The organism is Thiocapsa sp. (assembly GCF_018399035.1).
Classification (GTDB): Bacteria; Pseudomonadota; Gammaproteobacteria; order Chromatiales; family Chromatiaceae; genus Thiocapsa.
This window is the reverse complement of record NZ_CP073760.1, coordinates 190,669-208,042: the sequence shown is the minus strand read 5'-3', so window position 1 is coordinate 208,042 and position 17,374 is coordinate 190,669. Positions and strand designations below refer to the sequence as shown.

12 protein-coding genes and 1 pseudogene are annotated in these 17,374 nt (G+C 64.7%); 3 read left to right on the top strand and 10 right to left on the bottom strand.

All coding sequences use genetic code 11. The features are described 5' to 3' along the window. Positions 1 to 10: 10 nt before the first annotated feature. From tssH to KFB96_RS00950, 10 genes are all read right to left on the bottom strand, one after another. Positions 11 to 2,818 (bottom strand): type VI secretion system ATPase TssH, encoded by a 2,808-nt coding sequence (gene tssH, locus KFB96_RS00995; RefSeq protein WP_213458549.1) that lies wholly within the window; start codon positions 2,816 to 2,818, stop codon positions 11 to 13. Beyond that, entirely contained in the window at positions 2,815 to 3,987 is a 1,173-nt protein-coding gene (gene tssG, locus KFB96_RS00990) for a type VI secretion system baseplate subunit TssG (protein ID WP_213458548.1), read from the bottom strand. The genes tssH and tssG overlap by 4 nt, the downstream gene beginning before the upstream one ends. Then, positions 3,951 to 5,840, bottom strand: a complete 1,890-nt coding sequence (tssF, locus tag KFB96_RS00985) for a type VI secretion system baseplate subunit TssF (protein WP_213458547.1) — start codon at positions 5,838 to 5,840, stop codon at positions 3,951 to 3,953. Before tssF ends, tssG begins: the two co-directional genes overlap by 37 nt. Positions 5,841 to 5,848: 8 nt before the next feature. Beyond that, positions 5,849 to 6,361 (bottom strand): type VI secretion system baseplate subunit TssE, encoded by a 513-nt coding sequence (gene tssE, locus KFB96_RS00980; RefSeq protein ID WP_213458546.1) that lies wholly within the window; start codon positions 6,359 to 6,361, stop codon positions 5,849 to 5,851. Between the two features lie 5 nt (positions 6,362 to 6,366). Then, positions 6,367 to 7,173 (bottom strand): type VI secretion system accessory protein TagJ, encoded by an 807-nt coding sequence (locus KFB96_RS00975; protein WP_213458545.1) that lies wholly within the window; start codon positions 7,171 to 7,173, stop codon positions 6,367 to 6,369. A 283-nt stretch (positions 7,174 to 7,456) separates the two neighbouring features. Continuing rightward, positions 7,457 to 7,945, bottom strand: a complete 489-nt coding sequence (locus KFB96_RS00970; protein WP_213458544.1) for a type VI secretion system tube protein Hcp — start codon at positions 7,943 to 7,945, stop codon at positions 7,457 to 7,459. 297 nt (positions 7,946 to 8,242) lie between these two features. Beyond that, positions 8,243 to 9,742, bottom strand: coding sequence for a type VI secretion system contractile sheath large subunit (gene tssC / locus KFB96_RS00965; RefSeq protein ID WP_213458543.1), 1,500 nt, complete (start codon positions 9,740 to 9,742; stop codon positions 8,243 to 8,245). A 1-nt stretch (position 9,743) separates the two neighbouring features. After that, the gene (gene tssB / locus KFB96_RS00960; protein WP_213458542.1) at positions 9,744 to 10,268 is read right to left on the bottom strand and encodes a type VI secretion system contractile sheath small subunit; all 525 of its coding nucleotides are present in this window, start codon (positions 10,266 to 10,268) and stop codon (positions 9,744 to 9,746) included. Between the two features lie 67 nt (positions 10,269 to 10,335). Further along, the gene (tssA, locus tag KFB96_RS00955; RefSeq protein WP_213458541.1) at positions 10,336 to 11,379 is read right to left on the bottom strand and encodes a type VI secretion system protein TssA; all 1,044 of its coding nucleotides are present in this window, start codon (positions 11,377 to 11,379) and stop codon (positions 10,336 to 10,338) included. Positions 11,380 to 11,809: 430 nt separating this feature from the next. Then, complete coding sequence (locus KFB96_RS00950; protein WP_213458540.1) at positions 11,810 to 13,108, bottom strand: cobyrinate a,c-diamide synthase; 1,299 nt, start codon at positions 13,106 to 13,108, stop codon at positions 11,810 to 11,812. A gap of 176 nt (positions 13,109 to 13,284) precedes the next feature. On the opposite strand from KFB96_RS00950, the gene cobM reads away from it, so the two are divergent. The 3 genes and pseudogenes from cobM to aceE all read left to right on the top strand — a co-directional run bounded on the left by cobM (position 13,285) and on the right by aceE (position 17,346). After that, positions 13,285 to 14,073: a precorrin-4 C(11)-methyltransferase gene (gene cobM / locus KFB96_RS00945; protein WP_213458539.1), complete on the top strand. Its 789-nt coding sequence runs from the start codon at positions 13,285 to 13,287 to the stop codon at positions 14,071 to 14,073. 10 nt (positions 14,074 to 14,083) lie between these two features. Continuing rightward, positions 14,084 to 14,530, top strand: a complete 447-nt coding sequence (locus KFB96_RS00940; protein WP_213458538.1) for a DUF29 domain-containing protein — start codon at positions 14,084 to 14,086, stop codon at positions 14,528 to 14,530. 162 nt (positions 14,531 to 14,692) lie between these two features. Then, positions 14,693 to 17,346, top strand: a pseudogene (aceE, locus tag KFB96_RS00935) (pyruvate dehydrogenase (acetyl-transferring), homodimeric type). Positions 17,347 to 17,374 lie beyond the last annotated feature (28 nt).

The following is a 17,374-nucleotide window of genomic DNA, read 5'->3' as shown; positions in this document are numbered from 1 at the left end:
ACTCATTGACTCATTCGAAACTGTAGCTGAAGCCATCCTCGCCCGATCCGATCGCAATCCTTCCGATCGTTTTGCCCTCAAGGGTCCGATTGAGCAGCTCACGACTGATGGCCGGCAGCACCGTATTGGTGAGGATGGCATCCACCACTCGCGCGCCGCTCTCGACCTCGGCGCAGCGTCGGGCGATCAATTCGATGACGGCCTCGTCGTAGGTCAGCGCGGCGCGATGGTTCTCTGCGATCCGCCGAACGATGCGGCCCAACTGCAACCGGATGATGGCGCCGAGCATCTCGTCGCTCAGCGGGTAGTAGGGAATGGCGACGAGCCGTCCGAGCAGCGCCGGCGGGAAGACCTTGAGCAGGGGTTGGCGCAAGGCGGTGGCCATGCCCTCGACGTCCGGCATCAGATCCGGGTCCTTGCAGAGCGACATGATCAGATCCGTGCCCACGTTGGTCGTCAGCAGAATCAGCGTATTTCGGAAGTCGATATAGCGCCCCTCGGCGTCCTCCATCCAGCCCTTGTCGAAGACTTGGAAGAAGATCTCGTGCACGTCCGGATGGGCCTTCTCGACCTCGTCGAGCAGGACCACACTGTAGGGTTTGCGTCGGACGGCCTCGGTCAGGATGCCGCCCTCGCCGTAGCCGACATAGCCGGGGGGCGCGCCCTTGAGCGTGGAGACCGTGTGGGCCTCCTGGAACTCGCTCATGTTGATGGTGATGATGTTCTGCTCGCCGCCGTAGAGAGCTTCGGCGAGGGCGAGGCCGGTCTCGGTCTTGCCGACACCGGAGGGACCGGCGAGCAGGAAGACGCCGATCGGCTTGCCCGGGTTGTCGAGCCGAGCGCGCGAGGTCTGAATCCGCTTGGCGATCATCTCGAGCGCATGGCGTTGGCCGATGACACGCTTGTTGAGTGTGTCGGCCAGGTTCAGCACGGCCGTCACCTCGTCCTTGACCATGCGTCCGACCGGGATGCCGGTCCAGTCCGCGACGACCGAGGCCACCGCTTGGGCGTCGACCCCGGGCAGGATCAGCGGACGCTCGCCCTGCAGGGTCTGCAGCTCGGCTTGGAGTGCGCGCAGCCGCTCCAGTGCCGACTGACGCTCGGCATCGGACAGCGGTGACGGACCAGCCGAAGCGACGGGGTCGGAAACGGAAGCAGGATCCGGCGTCGACCCATCGCTCTCGTTCGGAGCCGGTTTCCCCGAGCCGGGTGCGACCGCCTCGGCCGCCTGTTCCAACGGGCTGCCTGTCCCCTCGACCGGGGCCAGATGACCGCGAAGCTCCGCACGCAGATCGAGGATCTGCTGAACCAGCGCCTTTTCGTCGGTCCACCGGGTCTGGAGCCCCTCCAGGCGTTCCCGCTCGGCGGCCAGCTTCTCGCCTGCCGCGTGCGCCCGCTCCAGGGTATCCACACCCACCGCCGTCTCGCGATCGATGATCGCCAGCTCCGTCTCGAGACCTTCGATCCGGCGTCGGCAGTCCTCGACCTCGGCCGGCTCGGCCGCCTGACTGATGGCGACCCGCGCGCAGGCGGTATCGAGCAGGCTGACCGCTTTGTCGGGCAATTGACGCGCGGGGATATAGCGATGCGAGAGTCGCACGGCACTCTCCAAGCCCTCGTCGAGCAACTGCACCCGATGGTGCTTCTCAAGGGTCGAGGCGATCCCGCGGACCATGAGGATCGCCTTCTCCTCGCTCGGCTCGTCGATCGCGACCACCTGGAAGCGGCGGGTCAAGGCCGGATCCTTCTCGATGTATTTTTTGTACTCGCTCCAGGTCGTGGCGGCGACCGTGCGCAGCGTCCCTCGGGCGAGCGCCGGTTTGAGCAGGTTGGCCGCGTCGCCGGTGCCGGCGGTCCCGCCGGCGCCGATCAGGGTATGGGCCTCGTCGATAAAAAGGATGATCGGTTTGGGGGATGCCTGCACCTCTTCGATCACCTGACGCAGCCGGTTCTCGAACTCGCCCTTCATACTCGCGCCGGCCTGCAGCAGGCCCACGTCCAGGGTCCGCAGGCTGACCTCCTTGAGCGGTGGCGGCACCTCTCCCGAGGCCAGGCGCAGGGCGAAGCCTTCCACGACGGCCGTCTTACCCACGCCGGCCTCGCCGGTCAGGATGGGGTTGTTCTGGCGCCGCCGCATCAGGATGTCGATCATCTGGCGGATCTCCTCGTCGCGACCGACGATGGGATCCAGCTCGCCGTTGCGGGCGCGCTCGGTCAGGTCGATGGAGAATTGCTTGAGCGCTTCCTGCTTGCCCATCTGGGCCGGGGCTATCGCTCCGCTCGTCTCTCCCGGCGCGGCGCCGCTGCCGACCTGGAACCCGTCGCTGGCGCTCAGGCGATCCTCCGGCGAGCCCGAGACGATTTCGGCGAATCGATCGGTCAGGGTATCGGTGACGATCTTGTCGAACTGGCGCGAGATCCCGAGCAGGGCGCTGCGCAGACCGCGGGTCTTGAGCATCCCGACCAGGAGATGGCCGGTGCGGACCTGCGACTCGCCGAACATCAGGGTCCCGTAGGTCCAGCCCCGCTCGACGGCCTCCTCGACGTCGGAGGACAGATCCGAGATGGAGCGCGAGCCGCGCGGGAGTCGATCCAGGGACTCGGTGAAGTCGCGCGCCAGTCCGGCGGGATCCAGATCGAATTGTCGGATGATCCGATGCAGGTCCGAGTCTTGATTCTGGAGGATCTGATTGAGCCAGTGCACCAGCTCCACGTAAGGATTGCCGCGCATCTTGCAGAAGACGGTGGCGCTTTCGATGGCCTTGTAGGCCAGCGGATTGAGCTTGCCGAAGAGGGCGGTGCGGCTGATCTCGGTCATCGTGTGCTCCTCGTCGAATCGAGCCGCTTGTGCGGATCGAGCTTCAAATCGTCGCCGTCCCGACCCAGCGGGCCGCTCGCCAGCCAGGTCGTCCAACCCAGCTGACCGCCACTACCGAGACACAGCGGCGGCACCTCGGCGGCCGCAAGCACCGGATTCAGATCCCACTCGAGCTGGTCCCCGACATAGTTCCGCACCAGCGCCTTGATGCGCGGCAGGGTCTCCCCGCCGGGCAGCAGCCGCAGATAATCGGCCAAGCCGACCGGACCGATCGACACGCGAAACTTCGATTGGTGATCCCACACCCGCCCGCCAAGCGTCGTGGTGAGTCCCAAGGCCCCCGTGCCGGGCGACTCGCCGAGGCGCAACAGGCAATCGGGGGGCAGGACCAGCCAATGCCCGATGAGCTCCTCGATCCGCACCGGCAGCCGCAGAAACTCGGCCAGCATGGCGCGCAGCCCGTCCGGATGGCGCGTCTGGCAGGACAGGTGCCCGGCGAAATGACGCTTGGCCAGATCCGGCATGGCGTCGCGCCCCTGATAGGCCGGCATGCCGGTCCCGGCCAGGGAGCCGAGATAGGTCCCGAAACGGTCCTGCGTAGGGCGGTCGAAGCTGACCGCCGGCTGGGCTTGGGCCCAGCCGCGATAGAAGAGCGTCAGCATCCGATGATGAAAGACATCCAGAAAGCGCGCGAAGGTCGGATCCGCGGCGTTGCGTTGCCGCTCGCGCGCGTACTCGGTGAGATGCAGCGGCAGCGGACCGTTGGGGCCGAGCAGACCGAAGAAGTAGACCAGGAGCCGCGCCGGCCGTCCGGACGCGGGCCTTACCAGGGCGGCGAGCTCGGCCGGTGCGAAGATCATCGAAGGCTGCTGGCCCAGACGGATCGGATCCTCGACGGGTCGGGCCGAGGCGCCGATCCGCGGGCGCTCCGGCTGAAGGGCTTCGAGCCGACGCAACGTGTGAAAAAAACCGAAGCGCCAAGGTGCGGCCGCTAGCTCGCCGAGCAGGGCCTGCTTGGCGCGGTCGCGAGCCGTTTCGGGCAGCGCCGGGCTCGGCGTCGCCGATGGCTCGGGTCCGGCCCTCTGCCCCGGTCGGGCAAGATCGCCCGGAGCAAGGCCAACCGCGAGCGCCGTCACAGGATCGGTCTGCGGCCGATCGTCGCTGGCCATCGCATCACCTCTCCACGGTCGGTCTTGAGTAGGGTCTCGGTAAAGCTGTTGATCGAGCAGTAGCGGGCAAAGAAGCGTTCGAGTACGGACCCCAGGAGGAAGACCCCGGTGCCCTCGAAGGCGGTCTCGTCGCAATGCAGACTGATCTCCAAACCGCGCGCATAGGTGACGGGCCGCACGCCGGGCAGGCGTCGGGTGATGGGGCGGGAGGCGACGCCGCGCAGACCTTCGACCTGATGACGGACATCGGCGTTGGCGAGATCCGCGTAAAGGGCCAAAAGCTCGCGGAGTGCCGCCGCGCCGGTCCCGCCGTCGCTGTCGGCGATCGAGAGATAATTCAGAGACAGATGGCTGATGAGACGCCAGGCGGTGTCGCCGTGCGCATGCGAGGGCTGCGGCCGGGTCGGCCCGGCCAGCACGCGAACCGCCTGCACGGGCGCGCCGATCTCGAGGGAGAAATCCGTCTTGCCGGTCCCGACCGGCATCTGCAGCGGCAAGTCCCGGTTGGTGCAGAGTCCGGTCACCGCAAGTTGACGAAGCTGGCTCGACCAAGGGGCATCCCCGCTGTCGACGAGGTTCACGTAGACCTCGCTGCCGATGTAGCTCGAGCGCGGCCCCTGTCGGCGTTGCCGCGAGGAGAGCCGGCGCGGCACCCGGTGCACGCTGTAGTAGGCCCGCTCGGCATCCCGCGCGCTCATATCGGTGGCGGAATAGAAGGGCCTGAACTCGCGCATCTCCGTCGTCGCGGCGCCGTAACCCGTCACACTGTCGACGCGATAGACCTCGAAGTCCATCGGGCGGGTGCGGTCCGGAACGATGTGATAGTCCGGCCCGGCATCGCCGAGATGGATCCGGTCGCAGCGCTTGGGAAACAGGTTGATGGCCGGGGTGCAATGGAGTGCGAAATTGCCCGCGCCGAGGACGCCGTCGAGGGACGGGGCCGTCTGATCGAAGAGCAGGATCAGATCGACCTCGGGCGCGGCGATGCGTCGCAGGATCGGCCCCAGCGCATCGATGGCCACGAAGAGGAATCGCGCAGGAAAGGCGAAGTACTCGTGCAGGTGCCGATACCCGTGAAAGGATGTCGGAGCATAGGGCAAGAGGGCCTCGTCTTCTTCGAAGCCGAGCGGACGCAGGACGCTCGGCGGGAGCACCTCGATCCAGGGCACCGGGCGCGCCGTCGGCTGGACCAGCACCGCCGTGGTTTTGCCGAGCAGCTGGGCGTAGAGATCGAACGGGATCTGGTCGGTCCCTTGCAGGAAGAGATCCAAACGGAACAGGTCCGGCCGGCTCGGGGCGAGCTGCGCGAAGGTCAGGCCGGCCGTCATGCGCAGGCGCAGCCGGATCCCCGCCTTGCTGCGTTGCAGGGCCGGCAGATCCGCCCTTGCGACCGGCCCGATGTGGGTGAAGTATTCCGCCTCCGTCAGCTCGAGGGGCCAGAGCCGGACCTCATGGGCCGTGCGGTACTCGCAGGCGGTCTGCTCGCCCTTGCCGATGGTGCTGCGCAATTGCGTCTCGCGCGGGAGAGCGACTCCCTCGACCAGCGCCCCTTCGTTGAGATCCGGCTCCATCTGGACCACCGCCATCGATGGGGTCGGCGCCAGATAGTGAGGATAGACGGTCTCCAACAGGTGCTGCGTGAAGGCCGGAAACTCGGCATCGATCTTGAGCTGGACCCGGGCGGCCAGGAAGGCAAAACCCTCCAGCAGGCGCTCGACATAGGGATCGGCGCACTCGAAACCGGAAAGACCCAGCCGTCCGGCGATCTTGGGGAATTCGGCCGCGAACTCGCCGCCCATCTCGCGCAGATGCGTCAGCTCGCGGTTGTAGTAGGACAGGAGACGTGGATCCATGATGTCGCTCAGCCGCTCGACGAGGTCGTCTCATAGACATGGATCTCGCCGTTCTCCAGATCCACGTCGGTCTTGAGATACAGACGCTGCGGCATGGGCGTGCCCCAAAGCTCCCCTTCGATATCGAAACGGATGGCATTCGGCGTCATTTGCTCGGCGTCGACGATGGCACGGATACTCAGGCCCTGCCGCAGGATGCGTGGCTCGAAGCGCAAGATGGCCTGGCGCAGCAGGCGCTCCAGGGTCAGGACGTCGAGCCCCGAGAGGTTGCGCCCGGCGAGGTCCGGCATCCCGTAGTTGACGACCGAGGATTGAACCTGCGGATAGGGGTCCAGGTCCTGGACGGTCGCCAGATCGCAGGCGTTGAGGAGCCACTCCAGGTCGCGGATGACACATTGCTTGAGCTTGCGCGGCGAGAGGACGCGCTGGTCCCGCGACTCCTCGCGCTGTTGCGGTGCGTCGTCGGTCAGCCGGTCGAGCAGCGAGGGCTGGAGGCGCTCTTTCGGGGTCAGATCCGCCATTGCAGTCAGGACACCCCTTCCGACGGCGTATCGATCTCGATCCGGCGGGTCGCCAGCAGGGGATAGTCGCCGACGTCCGTGGTCAGCATGCGCTGACCCAGACCGGTGAAGAGCTCGCCGCCCTGCTCCGTCCACTCGGTCAGACGCGCGAGTCGAATACGCGGATCCGGACTCGATTCCGAACCCGGATAACGGGACGGAACGAAGGCGACCGACTCGCCCCCGTTGGCCCAGGTGATGTGTGCCGGAGCCCAAACCAGGTCCCGTAGATCGGCCGGCTCCTCGAGGACCAGCGTCCGCAAGTGCTGGAACGGGACCCAGGTATAGCGTCCGTCCACGATGATCTCCAGCATGGGTCCCAGGCGCCCGTCGGCATCGGCGATCCAGGCAAACGGCTCCCCGTCGATGCGCCCCGAGGAGGCCGGCGCGGCCTCCAATGCCTGCTCGCGCAACGCCTGCGACTGCTCCATGCGCCCCTGCGCAGCAAGACGCAGTGACTGGAACAGGAGTGCGACCCACTGTGCCGGCTCGCCCAGAACCAGCGGGTCGCGCTCCCCGGCGAAGACCTGCGCGCGCAGGACCTCGCAGCTCAGAAGATCGCGATAGGTGCTGACCATGGCCAAGGTGCCGGCATCCAACTCCCCGGCGACATTGAGCTGAGTCAGCGCCCGGTCCCACCGACCCAATACGGCAAACAATTGAAACAGAAAGGTCCGCAGACGCGCGTCCCCCGGCGAGCGTCGAACGCGATCGGTCAGATCGGCGAGGGCGGCATCCAGGTCGCCTTGCTTCAATGCCTCTTCGGCACCCATGGGCAACTCCCGGCGCCGAACATCAGGTGTCCGGCGCACTCAGGCTTCAGCGGTTACGCATGACCCGGCGACATAAACCGCGTCCAGAGCGAGATGCGTCGTTTTCATTGTGCGTTTGGCTTCGGAGATATCCTCGATTCCAGTGAGACGCGGTTTAGAATTTAATATCTTTTAAAATCTTAAACCGCGCTGGGTCCAACGATAACCGCGCTGGGTCCAACGATCGTTAAGTCTGCCGGAGCCGATCCCATCCAAAAACATCGCATACCGCGCCGGGCGCGGTTTAATCCTGCTTGTTCGCCTCGAGATTCCAGGTCCGGTCGGTCGCCGAGCCCGGCTTGCCGGTATGGTCGATCGGCGTGTACTCCCACTTGATCTTGCCGTATGCGAAGGTCACCTGCTCAAGTGGCTTGATCTCGTCGCTGCTACTGCCGCCGGGCGACACGGAGGTGACGATACAATCCTCCAGCGTGTACTTCATAAAGGTATGCTTGTCGCCGGTGGCCAGACAGAGCTCAAGCTCGACCTTCGGGATGTGATCACCCCTCGCGCATTTAATGTTGAGATCCGGCGTGGCATTGTCGATGGTCTTGGCCACCGCGAGATTCTGGAAATCGGCTCGTCCGCCGGTGCGCCCGCCCGTCGCGCTGGCACCCGACACGGGCTGCGAGACACCGTGACTGTAGCTCAAGACCTCGATCCACTTATCGTGGGCATCGTCGGTGCTTTCGCCATCGATGCCTTCGATCTTCAGGAACATATCAACGGCCATGACAAACCTCCTCGCTGCTAAAGTACGAATGATGATTGCCGACGCCTTCGACCATCGGCCTGTGGAGTCACCGATTCCCCAACGGACCTGCGTGTGCTCTGTGCGTGCTGAACCGCGTGCAGAGCAAGATGCTCATTTTCAAGCGAGCTCGACGTTTGGTGCATCCCCGGCCCTTAGCGGAGACGTGGTTTAAGATCATATATTGTTTAATATCTTAAACCGCGCCGGCTCCACCGCCTATCAAGTCCGCCAGGGCCGACCCCATCCACAACCATCGCATACCGCGCTGGGCGCGGTTTAAGTCTTCTGCGAAGGCAGCTTCGAGACCAACCGCAGAGAGACGGTCAGGCCTTCGAGCTGATAGTGCGGTCTGAGATAAAAGACCGAGTTGTAATAGCCCGGATTTCCTTCGACCTCCGTGACGACGACCTGCGCGGACGCCAGCGGCTTACGGGCCTTGTCGACCTCAGATGCGTTGGCCGGATTGGGCTCGACATACTTGTTGATCCATTTATTGAGCCACTTCTCCATGTCGTCGCGCTCCTTGAAGGACCCGATCTTGTCGCGCACGATCGCCTTTAGATAGTGCGCAAAACGGCAAACCGCGAAGAGATACGGCAGACGGGCCGACAGATTGGCGTTGGCGGTCGCATCCGGGTCGTCGTACTCGAAGGGTTTCTGCAGCGACTGGGCACCGATGAAGGCCGCAAAGTCGGTATTCTTCTTGTGCATGAGGGGCATGAAGCCGTTCTTCGCGAGCTCGGCCTCGCGCCGATCGTCGATGGCGATCTCGGTCGGACACTTCATATCCACACCGCCGTCGTCGGTGGGGAAGGTGTGCACCGGCAGGCCTTCGACGGCACCGCCGGACTCTACGCCGCGGATGCGCGAGCACCAGCCGTAGAGCTTGAAGGCCCGGTTGATGTTGACGGCCATCGCATAGGCGGAGTTCGACCAGGTATAGCGGCTGTGGTCGCCCAAGCCGGTCTCTTCCTCGAAGTCGAACTCCTCGACCGGATCGGTCTTGGCCCCGTAGGGCAAGCGGGCCAGGAAGCGCGGCATGGCCAGACCGATATAGCGCGAATCCTCTGACTCGCGCAGCGATTTCCAGGCCGCGTATTCGGGGGTTTGAAAGATCTTGGTGAGATCGCGCGGATTGCTCAGCTCCTGCCAGGACTCCATCTGCATGATGCCCGAATCCACCCCCGCGATGAAGGGGGTATGCGCGGCGGCGGAGATCTGAGCCATCTGGCCGAGCAGCTCCACATCCGGCGGGCTGTGATCGAAATAGTAGTCCCCGACGATACAGCCGAACGGCTCCCCGCCGAACATGCTGTATTCCTCCGTATAGATTTTCTTGAAGATCGGGCTTTGGTCCCACGCCGTGCCTTTGAATTTCTTCAGAGACTTATGCAGCTCCTTTTTCGAGATGTTCATCACCCGAATCTTGAGCATCTCGTCGGTCTCGGTGTTGTTGACGAGATGATGCAGACCGCGCCAACTGCCCTCGAGCTGCTGGAAATCAGCGTGATGCAGGATCAGGTTGACCTGCTCGGTCAGCTTGCGATCGATCTCGCCGATGATCGACTCGATGGTGCGCACGGCATCGTCCGAGATGAGCGAGGTCTGCTCGAGCGCCTGGGCTGCGAGGGTCTGCACCGCACCCTCCACCGCCTCGCGAGCACGGTCGGAGCGGGGCTTGAATTCCTTCTGGAGCAGCGACGTAAAGGCGCCGGCCTCCATCGGCTCGGCGGTTGCGCTCTCGCGGGCCTGCGGTTGGGTCTCGGTCTCGGCCATCTTATTTCTCCTCCGCCTGAGACTGCTCGTCCGCCGGCTTCGGCGCGGCGGCAAGGGCCTGCAACAGGGTCGGGTCTTGGAGCACCTTGGCGATCAACTCCTCGGCACCGCTCTTGCCGTCCATATAGGTCAGGAGGTTGGCGAGCTGCGAGCGCGCATTGAGCAGGTTGTTCAAGGCGTCGACCTTGCGCGCGACCGCCGCCGGGGAGAAGTCGTCCATGCTCTCGAAGGTCAGCTCGACGTTCAGGTTCCCCTCGCCGGTCAGTGTGTTGGGGACCTGGAAGGCCACGCGCGGCTTCATCGCCTTCAATCGATCGTCGAAATTGTCGACGTCGATCTCGAGCATCTTGCGGTCGGCGACCGGCGGAAGGGCCTCGACGGGCTTGCCCGAGAGATCCGCGAGGACACCCATCACAAAGGGCAGCTGGATGGTCTTTTCGGCACCGTAGAGCTCGACGTCGTACTCGATCTGTACCCGCGGCGCCCGGTTGCGGGCGATGAACTTCTGACTACTTTCTTTCGCCACTGAGAGTCTCCTCGGTCTCGAAGGATCCGCGGCTTCGGGTCAACAGCAAACAGCCGCAGGCCAGGTTTCAGCTCTTGTCGTCGATCCCGCACACCTTCTGGATCTGGGGTAAGGCATCGGGTGCAAGATCGCGCACGATATCGACGAAGTTGCCGGTCACGAGCCGTCGTGCACGCTTCAACAACAAAGGAACGGGGCTCGATGGCTCGAATCGCAGGTAGTAGTCGCAGAGTCGGTCCAAGGCTTGGACCACATCCTCTCGCGAGCTGATTTGGGTCCGGACACCTCCCGGAGACGAGTCGGGCAGCCCTACCCGCTCGGCTACCGGATCGACGCCGATGTGGACATCGGCATCCGACCCCGGTCGGCGTTCGCCGAGGCGTGCTTGCAGGAAGGCCTGTATCGCGGACAGCAGAGCCGTCAGCGGCTCCAGATTCGGCATGAGGTGCGACGGGACGTGCGCGGCCAACGCCTCACCGAATACGTGCACTTCGGCAACCGCGGCAGTCGCGTAGAGCGCGGTCACGCTCAGCTCCTCCGGATCGCAATCCTGGAAGGCCGCGGCGATGGCGGCGCCGTCCAGAGGCTGAGCATCCCGAGCCGCTGCCGCCTTGCCCTCCGCGACCGCGATATCACGATAGCTGATGGCTCCGAAGATCCGGGAACGGATCAGAGGGGTTGCGCGCAGCGGACGGAGCATGGTGTCCGGCTCGCTCAGCGCGAGCAGAGCATTCAGTCGGATGCTGGGATCCAGGTTGTCCTCTGGGTCGAGTTGCGGGTGCAGGGTGTCCCAGAATTCCGCCACCAAACCGCTTAGGAGCCGAAGCCCTTGACTCAGGCCGACAAGCCCATCCGTATGCATCAGGGCGCGCGTCAGGAAGACGGCGGAACGCAGATCTTTCGAGCGTGCCAGGAGGCGCAGCGCCAGTGCCCGCACCGAGGACCAATCCGGATCTTCCGCGGGAACCAGGCTCTCGCCCATGCGCCGCTCGGGCGTGCCTGCAGCGGCCTGCACCATGGCCAGGAAATCCGCGTCGTATTCAAGATCATCTCCGCTCGGAGACTCGGCGGAGACCGGCTGAAGCAGCGCATCGAGGTCCAGCTCTTTCATCGTGTCTGTACACCGAGTCTGAGTCGAGAAGCCGGACCTGTAGCGATTCAGAATGCGATCGCCGATGGAGCTCGATTGCAGTGTCGACATCACGGGGCGTAATCGTTCGGTTACCGCGGCTTAACACACGCAGGCCGTAGACTCGGCAAACCGCCAACTGGATTACACTTTTTGTGAGGTGAACGACAAAACGCATCCGGGGATGCATCCCTCCGCCACGCAATCGCGCGCTCCCCCCTGCGAACATGGCCGAAAACCAACAACCTGTCTCGGGTTTGAAAATTAGGCGTTGCAAGGGCAACTGTCAAGAGCACGAAACGGCATCGATGATCCTGCTTGCATCGACATCATCGTCCCCGGCGCAACGTCTGCTCGACGAAAATCTCCATCGGGAAACGGCATTTCGTCGAGGGCGACGGAAATCCAGGGCTCAGCTCAGAAACAACGCCGCCACCGCCTCCGGTGCGGACGGAAAATAGAGATGCAGATAGCTCGCCCGCACCGGACCGAGCCGATAGAAGGGCTCGCCGGGCTGTCCGTCCGAACGACGCCGTCCCCTGAATATCGGCGTCATCGGGCTCTCCAGCGCTGAATGATGAAAGCTGTGCCCGCGCGCCTCGCCCCCTGGCAGCGCGATCGATTCGAGGCCCAACCCGACCAGACGCGGCATCAGGCGCGCCTGCCCCGGCAGCAGACCGACCATGTTGCCGCATTCGCCGTCGCGATCGAGCAGTGAGTCGAGCAGATAGAGCATGCCTCCGCATTCGGCATAGATCGGTCGACCCGCGCTCGCATGTGCCTGAAGGGACGCCTTCATCGCGCGATTCCCCGCCAATCGCGACAGATGCAGCTCGGGATATCCGCCGGGAAGGTAGATGGCGTCGGCAACCACGGCGGCGTCCGCGAGCGGGGAGAACGCGACCAGCTCGGCGCCCATCGCGCGGAGCTGGTCCAGATTTTCCGGGTAGATGAAGCTGAAGGCGGCGTCGCGGGCGACGGCGATCCTGCGCCCGGCCAGCAGGAGCGGCACAACCGAGGCTGCCTCGGCTGGGGAGTCGAAACGCACCGGTTCGGGGAGCCGCGCCAAGGTGGTGCCGGCAATCACCTGCGCCGAGGCGTCGAGGCGCGCATCCAGATCGGCGATCTCGCCGGCCTGGACCAGGCCCAAATGTCGGCTGGGCAGCGTCGCCTCATCCACCCGCGGCAGCGCGCCGAGAAAGGGGATGTCTTCCGGCAGACCGGCCGCCAGCATCTCGGCATGACGCGCACCGGCAACCCGGTTGGCGACGACGCCTGCGAACGGGAGGCTCGGCCGATAGCGGGCCAGTCCGAGCGCGAGTGCACCGAAGGTTTGGCCCATGCCGCCGGCGTCGATCAGCACCGCTACCGGGACACCGAAGGTCTGCGCGAGGTCGGCCCCGGAAGGGGTGCCGTCGAAGAGCCCCATCGCCCCTTCGATCAGGATGAGATCCGCCGCGCCGGCGGCCGCGTAGAGCTTGCGCCGCGAGTCGGTCTCGCCGACCATCCACAGATCGAGAGACTCGACCGGCGTTCCGGCGGCGCGTGCGAGGATCATGGGGTCCAAGAAGTCAGGTCCGGTCTTGAAGACCCGCACCCGCCGCCCTTGGTTGCGGTGATGGCGCGCCAACGCGGCGACCAAGGTCGTCTTGCCTTGACCGGATGCCGGAGCGGCGAGAAAAAGCGCGGGGCAGATTCGGGCAATAGACATGGCTCAAAGGTCGATGCGAGCGTGTGGAAGACGACGAACCGGCACGGCCGGACGCATTGCGCCCCGATCGACCGGCCATCTATGCTGTCGGCTCGAGCCACCGTGCCGGAAGCCTCTTCGCCGATGCCATGCACCGCAAGTCGACAGCGAGCACACTCTAATGGGTAAGGTTCGGCATGGGTAAAGTCTGGTTCGTCGGCGCCGGTCCGGGTGCGGCCGATTTGATCACGGTCCGCGGCAGTCGTCTATTGGGCGAGGCCGGGGCCGTTCTCTACGCCGGATCGCTCGTCTCCCGGGCCGCCCTGCAATGGGCGTCGCCCGGCTGCGACGTTGCCGACTCCAAGGGCATGGATCTCGGCGAGATCACCGGCTGGCTGATGGATCGGGCACAATGCCACGCGACGGTCGTGCGTCTTCAGACCGGCGACCCGGCGCTGTACGGCGCGCTGGCGGAGATGGCAGGGCCCTTGGACCGCGCCGGGATCCCGGTCGGCATCGTGCCCGGCGTCTCCTCGGCCATGGCCTCGGCCGCGGCCGCGGGCGAGACACTGACCCTTCCGGAGGTGACCCAAACGGTCATCCTCACCCGCATCGAGGGACGCACGCCGATGCCCGAGCGCGAGTCGCTCGATGCCTTGGCGCGCCATCGTTGCTCGCTCTGCATCTTTCTCTCGATCGCCCACATCGATGCGGTCATCGAGGCACTGCGCAGCGCCGACTGGCCTGACTCCGCCCCCATCGTTGTCGTGGAGAAGGCGACCTGGCCGGGCGAGGAACGTGTCCTGCGCGGCACGCTCGCGGACATTGCCGAGCAATGCCGCGCCGCCGGGATCGACCGCCAGGCCATGATCCTCGCAAGCCCGGCCCTCGGTGCACGCGCGCGCACCGACATCGAGATGTCCCGGCTCTACGCCCCCGACTTCGGCCACGGTTTCCGCCGTGGCGAGCGGACACCCGAGACCTGAGGACACCGCGATGAGCACGCTTTCCGATCTTTACCAGACCGATTTCCACGCCTGGACCTTGAAGGCCGCGGAGCTGATCCGCCAGCATCGCTTCGACGAGGTGAACACGGACGATCTGGCGGAGGAGCTGGACAGCATGGGGAAGAAAGAGCGCAACGAGATCGCGAACCGCCTGGTCGTCCTGCTGGCCCACCTGTTGAAGTGGCAGTTTCAGCCGGCCTACCGCAGCACGCGCTGGCGCAGCAGTATCATCGAGCAGCGCAAACAGATTCAGCGTCAGATCCAGTCAAGCCCCAGCGTGAAGCCTTACGTGCCGGAGGCCGTCGAGGATGCCTACCCCGACGCCGTCGACATTGCCGCGCGCGAGACCCTGTTGAGCCCCGAGCGCTTCCCCCAAGCCTGCCCCTACGCGATTGACCGGATCCTTGATTTCGATTTCTACCCGAGTGAGCTTTGACCCCAAAGGTTAAAGGTAAAAAGCTGAGGGCTAAGGGCTGGAGGCTAACACCCCCGCCCGCCATACATTGACCGCCCGAATTCTAACCATTGCAAACCTGGAGCGCTGATATACTCCGCGCTTTGCCCGTGCCGACCGCTTCGACCGCTTCCGGGAAACATCATGACCAACAAGCCCGATATCGATCCTCAAGAGACACAGGAATGGCTCGATTCGCTCGAGGCCGTGCTCGAGAACGAAGGCGTCGAGCGCGCCCATTTTTTGCTCGAGCGACTGATCGACAAGGCGCGCCGCTCGGGGGCTTATCTCCCGTTCACCGCCAACACCGCCTACGTGAACACCATTCCGGTGCAGCAGCAGGAGCGCTTCCCCGGCGATCGCGCGATGGAACGACGCATCCGCTCCTTCGTGCGCTGGAACGCCATGGCGATGGTGGTGCAGGCGAACCGGCTCTCGACCGAGCTCGGGGGTCACATCTCGAGCTTCGCCTCCTCCGCAACCCTGGTCGACGTGGGCTACAACCACTTCTTCCGTGCGCGCGACAAGGATCACGGCGGTGATCTGATCTTCTTCCAAGGCCACGCGGCGCCCGGCATCTATGCCCGCGCGTTTCTGGAAGGACGCATCAGCGAGGAGCAGCTCTACAACTTCCGCCAAGAGGTCGACGGCAACGGCCTGTCCTCCTATCCGCACCCCTGGTTGATGCCCAACTTCTGGCAGTTCCCGACCGTCTCGATGGGGTTGGGTCCGCTGATGGCCATCTACCAGGCACGCTTCATGCGCTATCTGAACGACCGGGAGCTGGTCAACACGAGCGAGCGTAAGGTCTGGGCCTTCCTGGGCGACGGCGAGATGGATGAGCCCGAATCGCTGGGCGCCATCTCCTTGGCGGCACGCGAACGCCTGGACAACCTGGTGTTCGTCGTCAACTGCAACCTGCAGCGTCTCGACGGACCGGTACGCGGCAACGGCAAGATCATCCAGGAGCTCGAAGCGGTCTTTCGCGGGGCCGGCTGGAACGTCGTCAAGGTCGTCTGGGGAGCTACTGGGACCCCTTGTTCGCCCGCGACAAGCAGGGGCTGCTGCTCAAGCGCATGGAGGAATGCCTCGACGGCGACTACCAAGCCTACAAGGCCAAGGGCGGCGCCTACACCCGCGAGCATTTCTTCGGCAAGTATGCCGAGCTCAAAGACATGGTCGCCAACATGACCGACGAGGACATCTGGCGTCTCAACCGCGGCGGCCATGACCCGGTCAAGGTCTATGCCGCCTACGACGCGGCGATGCGGATGAACGGCAAGCCGACGGTGATCTTGGCCAAGACCGTGAAGGGTTACGGCATGGGTGTCGCCGGCGAGGGCATGAACATCACCCACTCGCAAAAAAAGATGGGCGAGACGCATCTCAAAGCCTTCCGCGACCGCTTCAATATTCCGATCTCGGACGACCAGATCGGCGCCGCGCCCTTCTACAAACCGCCGCAGGACAGCCCCGAGATGCAGTACATGCACGAGGTCCGCGAGCGACTCGGCGGCTTCCTGCCGGCGCGCCGCGACGAGGCTGCGGTGCTGCCGATCCCCGCGCTGGATGCCTTCAAGTCGCTCCTGGAAGGCAGCGGCGACAAGGAGATGTCGACCACCATGGCGCTGGTGCGCATCCTCACGATCCTGGTGCGCGACAAGGCGATCGGCAAGTACTTGGTCCCCATCGTTCCGGACGAGGCGCGCACCTTCGGCATGGAGGGCATGTTCCGCCAGCTCGGCATCTACTCCTCGATCGGCCAGCTTTACGAGCCGGTCGATGCCGATCAGGTGATGTACTACCGCGAAGACAAGAAGGGTCAGATCCTGCAGGAAGGCATCAACGAGGCGGGCGCCATGTCGTCCTGGATCGCGGCGGCCACCGCCTATGCGAACCACGGCCAGAGCATGATCCCCTTCTACATCTACTATTCCATGTTCGGGTTCCAGCGCATCGGGGATCTGGCCTGGGCGGCGGGCGACATGCAGGCACGGGGTTTCCTGATCGGCGGCACCGCCGGACGCACCACGCTCGCCGGCGAGGGTCTACAGCATCAGGACGGCCACAGCATGGTGGTCGCCGCGACCATCCCGAACTGTGTCGCCTACGACCCGGCCTATGCCTACGAGCTCGCCGTCATCATCCAGGACGGCCTGCGCCGGATGTATCGGGAGAAGGAAAACGTCTTCTACTACGTCACGGCGATGAACGAGAACTATGTTCAGCCGGCGCTGCCGGAAGATGCCGAGGCCGGGATCCTCAAGGGCATGTATCCGGTCCATCAAGGCGAAGAGCACACCCATCGGGTCCAGCTGCTCGGGGCCGGGACCATCCTGCGCGAGGTCTTGGCCGCGGCCGAGCTGCTCGCCAAGGATTTCGGCGTCGGTGCGGATGTCTGGAGCGTCACCAGCTTCAACGAGCTGCGGCGCGAAGGCATCGATGTGGAACGCTGGAACATGCTCCACCCCGACCAGCCCCAGCGCACGACCTATGTCGAGGAGCAGCTGGCCGGGACCCAAGGCCCGATCGTCGCCGCCACCGACTATGTCCGGACCTACGCCGACCAGATCCGCCCCTACATCCCGCGACACTACTTGGTGCTCGGTACGGACGGCTTCGGGCGGAGCGATATGCGCAGCCAGCTGCGGAAATTCTTCGAGGTGAATCGTTACTACATCGTCGTCGCGGCCCTCAAGGCATTGGCGGACGAGGGCGAGATCCCGACCGCGACGGTCTCCGAGGCGATTCGCAAATACCGCATCGACCCGGAAAAACCCAACCCGGTGACGATCTGAACCGCGCTGAACCGCGCTAAACCGCGTC